This is a genomic window from Rhizobium sp. BK491 (assembly GCF_014194925.1).
Classification (GTDB): Bacteria; Pseudomonadota; Alphaproteobacteria; order Rhizobiales; family Rhizobiaceae; genus Rhizobium.
In genome coordinates, this window is the sequence record NZ_JACIAR010000001.1 from 144,795 (window position 1) to 158,164 (window position 13,370).

At 56.3% G+C, this 13,370-nt stretch carries 14 protein-coding genes and 1 tRNA gene; 10 read left to right on the top strand and 5 right to left on the bottom strand.

Features of this window, described 5'->3' with window-relative positions; all coding sequences use genetic code 11:
• The 10 genes from FHX05_RS00820 to FHX05_RS00865 all read left to right on the top strand — a co-directional run bounded on the left by FHX05_RS00820 (position 1) and on the right by FHX05_RS00865 (position 8,450).
• Positions 1-2,745 carry a D-alanyl-D-alanine carboxypeptidase family protein gene (locus FHX05_RS00820; RefSeq protein ID WP_183870408.1) on the top strand — a complete coding sequence of 915 codons (2,745 nt, stop codon included), beginning with the start codon at positions 1-3 and terminating at the stop codon, positions 2,743-2,745.
• Positions 2,746-3,042: 297 nt separating this feature from the next.
• Complete coding sequence (locus FHX05_RS00825; RefSeq protein ID WP_183870409.1) at positions 3,043-3,945, top strand: hypothetical protein; 903 nt, start codon at positions 3,043-3,045, stop codon at positions 3,943-3,945.
• Between the two features lie 146 nt (positions 3,946-4,091).
• Positions 4,092-4,280 carry a hypothetical protein gene (locus FHX05_RS00830; RefSeq protein WP_183870410.1) on the top strand — a complete coding sequence of 63 codons (189 nt, stop codon included), beginning with the start codon at positions 4,092-4,094 and terminating at the stop codon, positions 4,278-4,280.
• Positions 4,281-4,322: 42 nt separating this feature from the next.
• Entirely contained in the window at positions 4,323-4,814 is a 492-nt protein-coding gene (locus tag FHX05_RS00835) for a hypothetical protein (protein WP_183870411.1), read from the top strand.
• Positions 4,815-4,897: 83 nt separating this feature from the next.
• Positions 4,898-5,143: a hypothetical protein gene (locus FHX05_RS00840; RefSeq protein ID WP_183870412.1), complete on the top strand. Its 246-nt coding sequence runs from the start codon at positions 4,898-4,900 to the stop codon at positions 5,141-5,143.
• Complete coding sequence (locus tag FHX05_RS00845; protein ID WP_183870413.1) at positions 5,143-5,496, top strand: hypothetical protein; 354 nt, start codon at positions 5,143-5,145, stop codon at positions 5,494-5,496. Before FHX05_RS00840 ends, FHX05_RS00845 begins: the two co-directional genes overlap by 1 nt.
• Positions 5,497-5,576: 80 nt before the next feature.
• Positions 5,577-5,903 carry a DUF2293 domain-containing protein gene (locus tag FHX05_RS00850; RefSeq protein WP_183870414.1) on the top strand — a complete coding sequence of 109 codons (327 nt, stop codon included), beginning with the start codon at positions 5,577-5,579 and terminating at the stop codon, positions 5,901-5,903.
• Positions 5,904-5,997: 94 nt separating this feature from the next.
• Positions 5,998-7,644, top strand: a complete 1,647-nt coding sequence (locus FHX05_RS00855; RefSeq protein WP_183870415.1) for a site-specific DNA-methyltransferase — start codon at positions 5,998-6,000, stop codon at positions 7,642-7,644.
• Positions 7,645-7,976: 332 nt separating this feature from the next.
• On the top strand, positions 7,977-8,282 hold the full coding sequence (locus tag FHX05_RS00860; RefSeq protein WP_112338303.1) for an ETC complex I subunit: 306 nt from the start codon (positions 7,977-7,979) through the stop codon (positions 8,280-8,282).
• A 91-nt stretch (positions 8,283-8,373) separates the two neighbouring features.
• Positions 8,374-8,450, top strand: a tRNA-Arg gene (locus FHX05_RS00865).
• Positions 8,451-8,503: 53 nt separating this feature from the next.
• Here the strand turns inward: FHX05_RS00865 and FHX05_RS00870 are convergent.
• The 5 genes from FHX05_RS00870 to FHX05_RS00890 all read right to left on the bottom strand — a co-directional run bounded on the left by FHX05_RS00870 (position 8,504) and on the right by FHX05_RS00890 (position 13,166).
• Positions 8,504-8,665 (bottom strand): hypothetical protein, encoded by a 162-nt coding sequence (locus FHX05_RS00870; RefSeq protein ID WP_165915190.1) that lies wholly within the window; start codon positions 8,663-8,665, stop codon positions 8,504-8,506.
• Positions 8,666-8,904: 239 nt separating this feature from the next.
• Positions 8,905-9,678: an amino acid ABC transporter ATP-binding protein gene (locus tag FHX05_RS00875; protein WP_015339774.1), complete on the bottom strand. Its 774-nt coding sequence runs from the start codon at positions 9,676-9,678 to the stop codon at positions 8,905-8,907.
• Between the two features lie 18 nt (positions 9,679-9,696).
• On the bottom strand, positions 9,697-10,851 hold the full coding sequence (locus FHX05_RS00880) for an amino acid ABC transporter permease (protein WP_112610189.1): 1,155 nt from the start codon (positions 10,849-10,851) through the stop codon (positions 9,697-9,699).
• 1 nt (position 10,852) lies between these two features.
• Positions 10,853-12,046, bottom strand: a complete 1,194-nt coding sequence (locus tag FHX05_RS00885; protein ID WP_183870416.1) for an amino acid ABC transporter permease — start codon at positions 12,044-12,046, stop codon at positions 10,853-10,855.
• A gap of 94 nt (positions 12,047-12,140) precedes the next feature.
• Positions 12,141-13,166, bottom strand: a complete 1,026-nt coding sequence (locus FHX05_RS00890; RefSeq protein WP_183870417.1) for an amino acid ABC transporter substrate-binding protein — start codon at positions 13,164-13,166, stop codon at positions 12,141-12,143.
• Positions 13,167-13,370: the final 204 nt, after the last annotated feature.

The window sequence follows — 13,370 nt, forward strand, 5'->3', positions numbered from 1 at the left end:
ATGGCAGATGATGAACAGCGCCTTCTTGTGTCCTTTGAGGCCCGCCTGACGAAGTATGAGCGTGACCTTGATCGCGCCAAGAACAAGAGCCGCACCAATTTCAAGGCAATCCAAAAGGAAGCCGAAGAGGCCGGCTCCGGCATCGAAAAGGCCATGTCTAGTGCCCTTGGCACGCTCGGTAGCTTCGGCAAGGGGCTCGCCGGTGGCATCGTTGGCGGGCTCGCCGTGGGCGGTATAGACGAGATCCTTGGTCGCGTCCGCGAACTCTCCAAGAGTGTCGCCGAAGTCGGCGATCAGGCCAAGATGACCGGCATGAAGGCGAAGGACTTTCAGGAACTTGCCTATGTCGCGGAGCAGAACCGCATTCCTGTTGACGCACTTGCGGACGGCATGAAGGAGCTGTCGCTTCGCGCCGACGAATGGATCAAGACCGGCCAGGGTAGCGGCGCGGAGTCTTTCCAACGGCTCGGCTATTCCGCAACGGACCTTGCCAAGAAGCTCGAAGACCCGAAGGAACTCTTGCTCGATATCATCGACCGGATGCAGGACCTCGACCGCGCGGCTCGCATCCGCGTTTTCGATGAACTCTTCGGCGGCCAGGGCGGCGAAAAGTTCGTGCAGCTTATCGACCGTGGCAGGGAAGGCATCACCAAGACCATTAAGGAAGCGAACGATCTCGGCATCATCATGTCCGATCAGCTTATCCAGCGTGCCGACGAATTCAATCAGAAGTGGGATGCCATCGGCCGGACGATCAGCACGAACGTCAAGCAGGCCGTGCTTGGCCTTGCGTTTGCCGCCGACGATTTCCTCGATAGCTTCAACAAGGTTGAAGAGCAGGCCACCGGCAATGTTCAGAAGGCCCTTATCGCCAGGTATAAGGAGCTTGCTGAGGCCAAAAAGAAGCTGGCCGAACTTCAGCAGGATCAAGTCGCGAACCCGGACGACCCCTTTGCAGCGCAGAATGTCGAACGTCAGAAGGAGCTTATTGCCGACCTCACGAAGGAAGCCATGAAGCTCCGCGACGTTCTCGACCGTCGCAGCGGCTACAACGACAATTTCGTCTATAAGACCGGCGAGGAAGCCAAGGGTGCGACCCCGCTACTCGAAGCATTGAACGCGGCCTTGGCAAACACTGACGTCAGCACCCGCAGCGCTGTCAATGCGATGAAGAGCTACGCCGACGCCATCCGCGCGCTCAAGGGCGAGGTTCCCGAACTGGCACAGCAGCTCGCCGAGCTCGACGCCAAGAACAAGATTGAAGCCATCTATCAGAAGGCGGTTTCGATGGCGAACGGCCCGGCGGACGTCTATCTCGCCCATGAGGTTCGCGGCAAGGCGCTTTCGGCGCTGAACCTCAAGAGCGCAACCGACGATCCCGAACGCTACCTCTCTTCCATTCTGGCGACCGGCAAGGGCGCAAGTAGCATCACCGGCATGCAGTCGGCTTTCCAGCAGAAGCTTGCCAAGATGGTTGCCAGCATGCCCGCCGATCTTCGGGGCACTGTCACCATCAATTCCGGCTTCCGCGATATCCAGCGCCAGCAAGAGCTTTGGCTTGAAGCTCTGAAAAAGTATGGTTCTCCGGAAGTGGCCCGCAAGTGGGTGGCACCGCCCGGCAACAGTCAGCACAACAAGGGCAATGCTGCCGATCTCGGTTTCGCCAATGACAACGCGCGGCAGTGGGTGCACGAGAACGCCGGCAACTTCGGCCTGAGTTTCCCGCTCTCGAATGAGAATTGGCATATTGAGGATAACGCGGCCCGTTCCAAGGAGACCGCCGCTGAAATCGAGAAACTGACCCAAGCGGCACAAAAGCAATCTGAAGCTTATAGACGCATCACCAGCAGCGCCCGCACCTATATCGATGAACAGCAGACCGAACGGCAAGCCCTCGGCATGACCGCCGACAAGGCTAAGGCTCTCCGGCTGGAGCACCAATTGCTCGCCCAGGCTCAACGTTCCGGTATCACCCTGACGGCAGAGAACCGGCAGGAAATCGCCAGATTGGCCGAAGGCATGGCGATAGCCGACAGCAGCCTTGAGCAGTATCGCGAGCGGCAGGAGCAAGCGCAGGAGACTGCGCATTTCTTCGGCCAGACCATGACCGACGCGCTTACCGGCATCATCAGCGGCACCGAAACCGCGCAACAGGCTATGCAGCAGCTCCTCCAGGCCATGCTCAAGGCGACATTGCAAGCCTTGCTCATGGGGGAAGGTCCGCTTGCAAACCTGTTCGGCACCGCACCGAAAAAGGATGCCAGCGGCAACAGCGTCGGGTTCGGCGGGCTGTTCGGCTCATTGCTCGGCGGGTTGTTCGGTTTCAGCGACGGCGGTTATACCGGCCCCGGTGCAGTGGACGAACCACGCGGCGTTGTCCATGCCGGTGAAGTTGTCTGGTCGCAGCGCGACGTGGTGCGAGCCGGTGGGCCGGCAGTGGTTGACGCCATGCGGCTCGGCCGGCGCGGCTATGCGGATGGTGGCGTTGTGGGTGGCTATGCTGGGACCGCGCCGACGCTGCGCACGCCGGACGTGAAGACCGCAAACGGCAATGTATCGCCTAATCAGCAGATCAACATTACCGCGCCAATCACCGTCAATGCCAATGGCGGAACGCCGGAGCAGAACAACGACCTTGCAAAACGGATGAGCAAGCAGCTTGAGCAGTCTATGCGGGGGGTGGTTGCCGATGAGATCCGAAAACAGACACGGCCGGGCAACTTCCTGAATACCAGAAGCAGATAGAGGTTGAACGCAAAACGCCGGAAGTCGGGAAGCTTCCGGCGTTCGCAATCAACTTTGCTATCCCCACGGCGACGCTATTGCCGCCGCTCGTGATTGAGCGCCATGATTCTCGCAGGAGAAAGAATCACCGTCAATATCTTTAAGTATAATTTGTTTGTCTAATGACCAACTTTAAATGGAAATTAGACAAACGTAATGTATTGAGGTGTTACCGCCCCGTTGGTATGATGTATCTCATGTGAAAAATAAAAGGGCCGGTCCACTTTCGACGGAAGACCGAGCCCTTAAAGGTTCTGAATGAACACATATTACCATCGTAACAGCGAAGGTCAAGATTCTTGCGTTGTTTTTACTGCAAAATTGCGGCCTGAAGAGGCCAGCGAAAACGAGAGTTTTGCAACAAATCCGACGTTCGAAAATCAGGCTGGAGCCCCCGCAGCGCAAGGCGTTCCGGCTGCTTACGATGATGCAGGTCTAGTTCAATACGAACATCCCACACCCGCCTACCTTCCCATTGTCACCGAACGTCTCGCCAGAACACCGAAGCCTAGAGGTCGTCATGCTCGCAAGCGGAAGCCGATCACCAGAGCATGGGAACGTCTGACGCCGGCTGAGAAGTTGGAAGCAACCTTTGATCGGGCATTCCAGCGCGAGGCCATCGCCTTCAGCTTGAATTTCAGCGGTAAGAAGATCGCTAAGCTCGAAGCATCTGCCGATCCGGCACGCGATCTCTCTTGTGCCATCAATCGCGTTGCCAAGGAACTGCTCGGGTTCCCGTTGCCGTTGGCGTTCTCATTCGAGTTCAGCGACGACGGCCGACTGCATTGCCATGGCGTGGCGATCCTGCCTGATTGGCAGGCCGAAACCGTCAACCGTTTCCGGCAAGTCCTGAAGCGCGCTGGTGGCATGATGCACGGCATTGGCAGTGGACGGCAGGTTGACGTGAAGGTGCTCACCAATTGGAAGGGATGGAACGGCTACCGCATGAAGGATCGGGACAGAACCACCACGAGGCTCGGCACTTCGAAGATCGATTACACCTCGAACGCCCTGAAGAAGGTTGCGCGGGAAGATCATGATGCCGAGCTTGCCCGGCGGAAGAATAGCAGAACGACTCACAGGAGGCCCGCCAGCGCGAAGAAGCCTTTGGCGAGTCCCACCCACTCGCCGGCAGCGGAAGCGCGCCAGCGGCCTCTATGAGTCAAGGCGAGCGCCCGACCGCAGTCAATCAATATTTACTTACTAAGTATTTGAAAAATAACATATTTTTCTATCTTAACTCTTTACCTCACGCGTTAAGTCGGGCATACGGGGAGGCGTTAATCGATAACCACAGGAACCTAGACATGCAGAACGCCATCAACGAAATTTACCTTCCCGATGATCTCTATGAGGAAGTCGTCAACCGGCTTGTCGAGACGATCCCCTTGTTGGGCGGGCGTGACGAACTTGTTGCCCGCTTGGGGGAAGTGACGGGGATTTGGCCCGAACACACCCGATCCGACGCAGAGTTCGAATTCGCGCTTGCGTCTTAACACTAACGTGTTAAATGTTAAATCGTCAGCAAGGGGCTAACGATGGTTAAGACAGCAGCAGAGTATCAGCGCGCGTATCGTGAGCGGCTGAAGGCGCAAGAGAAGCAGACTGTCGGCGTTGCCGACAGCGCTTTCAAGGCACCTTTCCACGAGTTCATGGGAGACTTCTGGAACGACGTCACGACCTATCTCGAATGGTCCGGCGTAAAGGAAATCCCCGACTATGTTGCCGACGGCGACACAGACCCCGATTGGAACCCTGAAACCGACGGTCCGAACCGTGGCGCACTCGGCAGGGCCGAACGGATGGTCGGGCTTTACCTCGACGCGGCCAGCACGCTCGCAGACTACATCAACCGCTACAAGGTGCAGGAAATAAACGCCCGTCTCGCTGAACTTGAGGTCGCTGACCTCAGCGATACCCAGGCACGCAAACAGGCAGTGGCTGATATCGTCAGGCTTACGAAATTCCGCGACCAGCTTTCCAAGCAGGTCCGGTGGACCCTTCCGCAATGGAAGGTCAAAGGCGAGTAATCGCTGAAACGTGCCTACCGGAAGCGGCTGGAACCGCCCCGGTAGGATTTGAAACACCCATCTCTCAAACAAGGAGTTCCATATTGGAAAATAACACCTCGACTACAGGCGAAGCAACGCCTCGCGAACAGGTTCTCGACTTGATCGCCTCCGCCATCCGATCGGCAAAGACGCATGAGGGAGAAGTCGATTTCGAGCAGGAAGCAATCATTTTGCTTGATGAACTTGAGCGCCGTGCCATTGGCATCGATACCGGCACTGACGGCAGCGCGATTTTGATCTTCTGCGACCCTAACATGCCAGTCGATTTCATTGAGGGAGGGGCGTGATGTCATATCAACCGCGCCGCACCCCGTTGAGCGAGATCGTGGAAGCGTTGCACCACCGGCAACGGACCTCTGTCGCGAACATCGTCGCTCAAGCTCATCTCAAGTTCGAGTCCGATCGGGAAACCTATCGCGAAGTCGCACGCGACCTGATCGAAGGATTCCACCGCAAATGGGCGAATGCCTTTGGCCTGGCCCCCGGGGCATTCGCCCAAATTCCGGCTGACATGCTCGATCAACTGATTGCGTCAACTCACACCCAAAAGGAGCTTGCACTCATCCCAGATGCGAAGATCAGCGTTGACTTTACGAGCACTGTGACGGTCAACGGCCGTCCTCTGCCTGAAGCCGAATAACGCGCCACCATAAGCATGATCGGCCCGCGTCGAAGCGGGCCTTTTCACGTTCAAGGCAATATCTCGCTTGGAGTTGTCACATGGTTAGCCGCGCTGAAAGAAGGCGGAGACGCTATAAGCAATGGTTTCATCAATATGAGGTCGAATATTATATTCGCCAGACGTATCCAGCTTGTCCCGAATTTGCGGTCGTCTACTTCGCGACCTACGTTTGCAAGACGCCAAAGAACTGGCGCGGCGCGACGGTCGAAGAAGCCGTTGAAGTTACGATGCAGAACGAACTGCGGCACCAGCACACCGATTACTATCAGCTCATGTTGGTCGGCGTCCGGCGGAAGGAAGCTCGGCGCCGGGTGCAGCCAAAAATCGACGCTGTAATGGCGAGTTGGAAGAAGCAGGCCAATTGAAACAAGAAGCCCGCCGGTCAAGATCGGCGGGCTTTCCTACTTCAATTTTGTGTTGCATAAACCTTACGAAATTCGAAGAATCGGGCTAGGGCGCATGGCAAACAAACTGTATTATGGTGACAATCTTTCGGTGCTCCGTGAGAGCATTGCGTCTGAATCAGTCGATCTAATTTACCTCGATCCGCCATTTAACTCTAACGCATCCTATAACGTCTTGTTCAAGGCCCCATCTGGTGAGCAGTCTGCCGCGCAAATCGAAGCTTTTGATGATTCATGGCATTGGACAGATGCTGCGGAACTCGCGTTTGACGAGGTAATGAGCAGCACGCATTCTGATGCCGCTATCATGCTTCGTGCAATGCGTTCGGCTCTCGGCGAGAACGATATGATGGCTTATCTTACCATGATGGCCGCCCGATTGATCGAACTGCACCGAGTTCTAAAGTCGACCGGCTCGCTATATCTGCATTGTGACCCGACAGCGAGTCACTATCTTAAAATCCTATTGGACGCAGTTTTCGGCGCGCCGCGCTTTAAAAATGAGATAGCTTGGAAAAGGACTGGGCACCATGGTGGAGCGCGCCGGTGGGGACCAGTTCACGATACGCTGCTTTTCTACACCAAGGGTGAACGTTACACTTGGAACAAAACTTTGCAGGCGTATGACCCCTTCTACGTAGAAGAGAAATTCAAGAATACGGACGAGCGCGGCAATTTCCAGGACGTCAGTTTGACCGGTGCTGGAACGCGTCAAGGCGATTCAGGTATGCCTTGGCGAAATTTCGATCCTACCGAGAAGGGTAGGCACTGGGCGATACCGCTGGAGGCCGGAGCTGAGATAGACGGGTTCGCCTCCATGTCGATTCAACAGCGTCTCGATGCTCTTGACGCCGCCGATCGCCTCTATTGGCCGAAGCCGCGCGATGGTGGTGTTGGATTTCCGCGCATCAAACAATACCCTTTTGAAGGGCAAGCAGTGCAAGACTGCATTGTCGATATTTCTGCTCTCAACTCGCAAGCGCAGGAGCGTCTGGGCTATCCTACGCAGAAGCCGGTAGCACTTCTCGAACGCATTATTTTGGCATCATCGAACCTGAACGATGTTGTGCTCGACCCATTTTGTGGTTGCGGCACAACGGTTCATGCAGCGCAGAAGCTCGGTCGGCAATGGGTTGGCGTTGATATTACACATCTTGCAATTGGCCTGATTGAACGTCGTTTGAAGGAAGCTTTCCCAGGCATTATCTATCAGGTCTATGGCGTTCCTAAAGACGTTGAAGCCGCGCGTGATCTGGCCGCTCGCGACAAACACGAATTTCAGAAGTGGATTGTTGGATCTATTGGGGGGCAACCTTACAAGGGGGGCAAAAAGGGCATGGATCGTGGGATCGACGGTTATATGCATTTTCGCGATGCCGATAAGAAGCCCCAGTTTGCTATTATTTCTGTTAAAGGGGGCGGGATAAAATCTGGCGACATACGCGATCTAAAAGGCACAATGGAACGCGAGAAGGCAGCGCTCGGGATTTTTCTTACATTAAATGAGCCGACGCGTGAGATGGAGCGCGAGGCCGCCGCTGCTGGAATCTATGAGACTGGCGGAATGAAGGTGCCAAAGCTTCAGATATTGACCGCTGCCCAAATACTGGACAACCGAAGGCCCCAAGTGCCGTTCGGCCATACGGAAGGATATAAGAAAGCAGAACGCGAAATTGACGACCGGCAGGCGAAATTGTTTTGAGGAAACACTAAATTGGGCGCTCGGCGATGGCGGCTAGGCGTGCAGTCGATCAAAAATCCACCACAAAACAACCTCCGTTACATCGTTACAAAATGCAAAAATAAACCTTGAAAATCAATAATATATGCGATTTCGAATCTCTCCACTCCGACCATTTAACATCCCCTCATAGAAGTCGTTGAATTCGTCCCGATGGCGGCTGCCTTTTCGCTTGAAAACAAAGGGATTCGCGGCTAAGCAAAAGTCGTGTTCGCGTGACCTGCAAGGGATCGCGCCAAGCAAGAGAAGCAAGAAGGCGGATCATTCCCGCTTGATTCGGAGGCGCTGCAGCAATGCCTGCCAAGATTTATCGTCCTGCAAAAACCGCCATGCAATCCGGCAAGGCCAAAACCAATATCTGGGTTCTGGAGTTCGATCAGGAAACGCCGCGCAAGATCGATCCGATCATGGGCTATACGTCCTCGGGCGATATGCGCCAGCAGCTCAAGCTGACCTTCGAGACGCAGGAGCAGGCGGAAGACTACGCCAAGCGCAACGGCATCGATTACCGCGTCGTCCCGCCGAAGGATCCTATCCGGCAGACGTTGTCTTATTCCGACAACTTCCGCTTCAACCGCATCCAGCCCTGGACTCACTGAAGCCAGGCACTTATTGAACGCCGCCCATTGAGTTTGGCGGCGGTTTCAGGCATGTGTTGCCCGCCGCACTTAAGGTGCGGCCAGGCCTTACGGCCCCTTAGCTCAGCTGGATAGAGCACTTGCCTTCTAAGCATGTGGTCGCAGGTTCGAATCCTGCAGGGGTCGCCATTTTCCGATCAGGTAGCGTGCTGCTGATCACGCGCGATCAGCTCGCTTTATGCTCAGTTCGCCGTCGTTGACCAGCCGCCGGCGCCTACGGGCCTTGTAGCATCGACCGCCATCTGAATGAGATCGTGGCCATACATTGCTCCGGCCAGTTTTATGACGATGATGGCGGCGCTTAAGAGTGCGAGCCCGCCGATGATCCTGTCGCTTTTTTTCACGGCCCGCTTCCCTCGACGTCTCGTGAATTCCGCATTATTCGCGGCTATAAAGAATATATCGCTTTTTTTGCGAAGCGCTACAGGGCTTGCTCACGCTACCTATTGTCAGACGACAATCAGGAGAGACAGTCCGTGATATCCTCGCCTAACGCCGATAACAGTCACTGAACCGGCGGCCTATGAAAAAACCCGCCGGCTGCGACGCAGCGGCGGGTTTTGTTCATTCGATCTGTTCCAAATCAGTGCAGGATCTGGCTGAGGAACAGCTTTGTGCGCTCATGCTGCGGGTTGTCGAAGAATTCCTTCGGCGAATTCTGCTCGACGATCTGGCCCTGGTCCATGAAGATGACGCGGTTGGCGACCTGGCGGGCAAAGCCCATTTCGTGGGTGACGCACAGCATGGTCATGCCTTCTTCAGCAAGGCCAACCATGGTGTCGAGCACTTCCTTGATCATTTCGGGGTCGAGCGCAGACGTCGGCTCGTCGAACAGCATGATCTTCGGGTTCATGCAGAGCGAGCGGGCAATCGCCACACGCTGCTGCTGGCCGCCGGAAAGCTGGCCGGGGTATTTCTTGGCCTGCTCCGGGATCTTGACGCGGGTGAGGAAGTGCATGGCGATCTCTTCCGCCTGCTTCTTCGGCATCTTGCGCACCCAGATCGGTGCCAGCGTGCAGTTTTCCAGAATGGTCAGGTGCGGGAAGAGATTGAAGTGCTGGAACACCATGCCGACTTCGCGGCGCACTTCGTCGATCTTCTTCAGATCGTTGGTGAGCTCGACGCCGTCAACGATGATCTGGCCTTTCTGGTGTTCTTCCAGGCGGTTGATGCAGCGGATCATCGTCGATTTGCCCGAGCCGGAGGGGCCGGCAATGACAATGCGCTCACCGCGCATGACCTTCAGATTGATATCGCGCAGCACGTGGAAATCGCCGTACCACTTGTTCATGTTGATCATGTCGACCGCGACCTCGGTCTCGGAGACAGTCATTTTCTTCGATTGGGCTTCAGCCATTTTGTGTTTCCCTCAATTTTATCGCTTGTGGCCGGTGTCGAGATGGCGTTCCACGAAACCTGAATAGCGCGACATGCCAAAGCAGAACAGCCAAAAAACGAAGCCGGCGAATACAAGACCCGTTACTGGCGTCACCGCACTTGCCCAGGTCGCATCCGAAAAGTTCTGGCGGACGATGCCGAGCAGGTCGAACATGCCGATGATCGCAACCAGCGACGTGTCCTTGAACATGCCGATATAGGTGTTGACGATGCCGGGAATGACCAGCTTGATCGCCTGCGGCAGAATGATCAGCCGCATCTTCTGCCAATAGCCGAGGCCGAGTGAATCGGCGCCCTCGAACTGGCCCTTGGGTATGGCCTGCAGACCGCCGCGAATGACTTCGGCCATATAGGCCGAGGTGAAGATCGCAACGCCGATCACGGCACGCAGCAGCTTATCTACCGTCCAGCCCTGCGGCATGAACAGTGGCAGCATGTAGCTTGCCATGAACAGCACGGTGATCAGCGGCACGCCGCGGATGATCTCGATGAACATCACGCACAGCATGCGCAAAACCGGCATCTTGGAACGGCGGCCGAGCGCAAGCACGATGCCGAACGGGAACGACACTGCGATGGCGACGAAAGCGATCACCAGCGTTACCAGCAGGCCGCCCCATCGTTCTGTTTCCACCGTCTGAAGGCCGAAGCCTCCGTGGAGCAGGAAGAACGAAACGACTGGCAGCACGAAAAATGCCAGGATTGCGTTCAACCCCTTCCGGGGAACCGATGGTATCAGCAACGGAGCGAAGCTGGCGATCATCAGGATGCAGACGAGGATCGGTCGCCAGCGCTCGTCCGGCGGATAAAGGCCGAACATGAAGATGGCGAATTTTGCGCGGACAAAGGCCCAGCAGGCGGCGTTCCAGCCATCCGGCTGCGTTCCGCCCTGAACGGTTGTGGCACAGAAGGTGCGGTCGGTCCCGCTCCAGACTGCATTTATGAACAGCCAGTCGACCAGGTGCGGGATCACCCACGCAAGGAAGGTGATGGCAATAAGAGTCAGGACGATGTCCTTCGGCGTGGCAAACAGGTTCTTTTTCAACCAGTGCCACGCGCCTCTTTCGCTAGCGGGCGCCGGCTGCGCCATAAGCAATGTCTTGCTGACGAAGTGTTGATCTACGCTCGACATCTTATCTCTCCACCAGAGCCATCTTGGCGTTGAACCAGTTCATGAACAGCGATGTTACGATGCTCAGGGCGAGATAGATGATCATCCAGATGATGACGACTTCGACGGCTCTGCCGGACTGATTGAGGATCACGCCACCGACAGCGACGAGATCGGCATAGCCGATCGCGATGGCAAGCGACGAGTTCTTGATCAGGTTGAGATATTGGCTCGTCAGCGGCGGAATGATGATGCGCATTGCCTGCGGTATGACGATCAGCCGGTTGATGGCTGATGCACGCAGACCAAGTGCGCCTGCAGCTTCCGATTGCCCTCTCGGCACGCCACGGATACCTGCGCGTACGATTTCGGCAATATAGGATGCGGTATAAAGGGAGAGGGCGAGGAGAAGTGCAAGGAATTCCGGCCCTATGACCGTACCGCCCGTCAGGTTGAATTTGCCGGCAATGGGATAGTCGAAAGAAAGTGGCATGCCCGTTACCAGGAAGACCAGCAACGGCAGCCCGATCAGGATGCCGATTGATACCCACACCGTATGGAATTGCTGACCGGTTGCCGCCTGACGCCTGTGCGCCCAGCGCGCCACGAAAAATACGGCGACTATGGCGATGATAAAGGCGATACCGACGGCCCACATGCCCGCGCCGAAGATCGGGCTCGGAAAGGCAAGGCCGCGATTGCTGAGATAGCTGGAAAAGGGCAGGTGCACGGCATCGCGCGCCTGCGGCAGCAGCACCAGAACGCCGCTGTACCAGAAGAAGATGACGAGGAGGGGCGGGATGTTGCGGAAGATTTCGACATAGGCCTGGGAAAGTTTCGCAATCAGCCAGTTATGCGAAAGCCTGCCGATGCCGATGAGGAAGCCAACGATAGTCGCCGCGACGATGCCTACCACCGAAATCAGGAGTGTGTTCAGCACGCCGACGAGAAGGGCCGTGGCATTGGTCGAATCGCTGGAGTAGGGAATCAGCGCTTGTCCCAGGTTAAAGCCAGCGCGCCCTTCGAGAAAGCCGAAGCCGAATGAGCGGTTCAATGCGCGCAGATTATCGATGGTGTTCGTGACGACAAACCAGCAGAGTCCCGCGAGAATGATGATAGTAAGCGCCTGATAGAAGGCACCCCGAACTTTGGGGTCGTATAGCGCCGCTGATAGTGCTGAGCGCCCGCCTTCAGGCGAGTTTACAGTAATTGCCATATAGAGTTTTTCCCCAATGTGCCTGTTTCAGGCTTGTTTTCTTGAGGGGAGAGAGGCGAAGCCGCCTCTCTCTTAAAGCTAGGCTCTTTGCGACTTAGCGTACCGGCGGTGCGTACTGGATGCCGCCCTTGCTCCACAGAGCGTTGAGACCACGAGCGATCTTCAGCGGGCTGCCTGCGCCGATGTTGCGGTCGAAGACTTCGCCGTAATTGCCGACGCCCTTGATGATGTTATAGGCCCAGTCGTTGGTCAGGCCGAGGTCGGTGCCGATCGTCGAACCCTGTTCTGCGCCCAGAAAGCGCTTGATGTCCGGATTAGCCGAGTTCTTCATCTCGTCGACGTTCTTCTGGGTGATGCCGAATTCTTCGGCGTTCACGAGCGCATAGGCCGTCCAGCTGACAATGTTGAACCATTGGTCGTCGCCCTGGCGAACGGCCGGGCCGAGCGGCTCCTTGGAGATGATTTCCGGCAGAACGACGTTGTCGTCCGGGTTCTTCAAGGTCAGGCGCAGAGCGTAGAGACCGGACTGGTCGGTCGTGTAGACATCGCAACGACCGGAATCATAGGCGGTGTTGACTTCTTCGAGCTTGTCGAAGACGACCGGATTGTATTGCAGGTTGTTGGTCTTGAAATAGTCTGCCAGGTTCAGCTCGGTCGTCGTGCCGGACTGGACGCAAACTGCCGCGCCGGAAAGTTCGAGCGCCGATTTTACGTTCAGCTCCTTGCGAACCATGAAACCCTGGCCGTCATAATAGGTGACCGGACGGAATTTGAGGCCGAGCGCGGTGTCGCGGTTGATGGTCCAGGTGGTGTTACGGGAAAGTACGTCGATTTCGCCGGACTGCAGCGCGGTGAAGCGGTCTTTGGCGCTGAGAGGCGTGTACTTCACCTTGGTCGGATCGCCAAAGACAGCGGAAGCGACAGCCTTGCAGAAGTCGATGTCAAAACCGGCCCAGTTACCGGCCGCATCAGGCTGTGCAAAGCCGAGAAGGCCGGTATTCACGCCGCACTGGACGAAGCCCTTGGCCTTTACGTCGCTCAGCGTCGAAGCCGGCGCACCGGACGCGGTGTAAGCCAATGCTGCGGCTCCGAGGAATACGGAGAGAGCAAACTTTTTCATTTTCCCTACCTTTGTCTATTTGTTTTATAATTAAAAGAGTATCGCCTCCGAAGCAGGTCCCTTGGGAACCACGTTCCTTCCTTCCCGGAGCGAGTGGCGCTATCACAGTCGTAAAAGGTGTAGCGGTCAAGAGATCGCCCTAATTATTGCGGATTTATTCGGCATTTTCGCTCGCCCCGGCCGAAAACTGGGCATTTGGCGTCA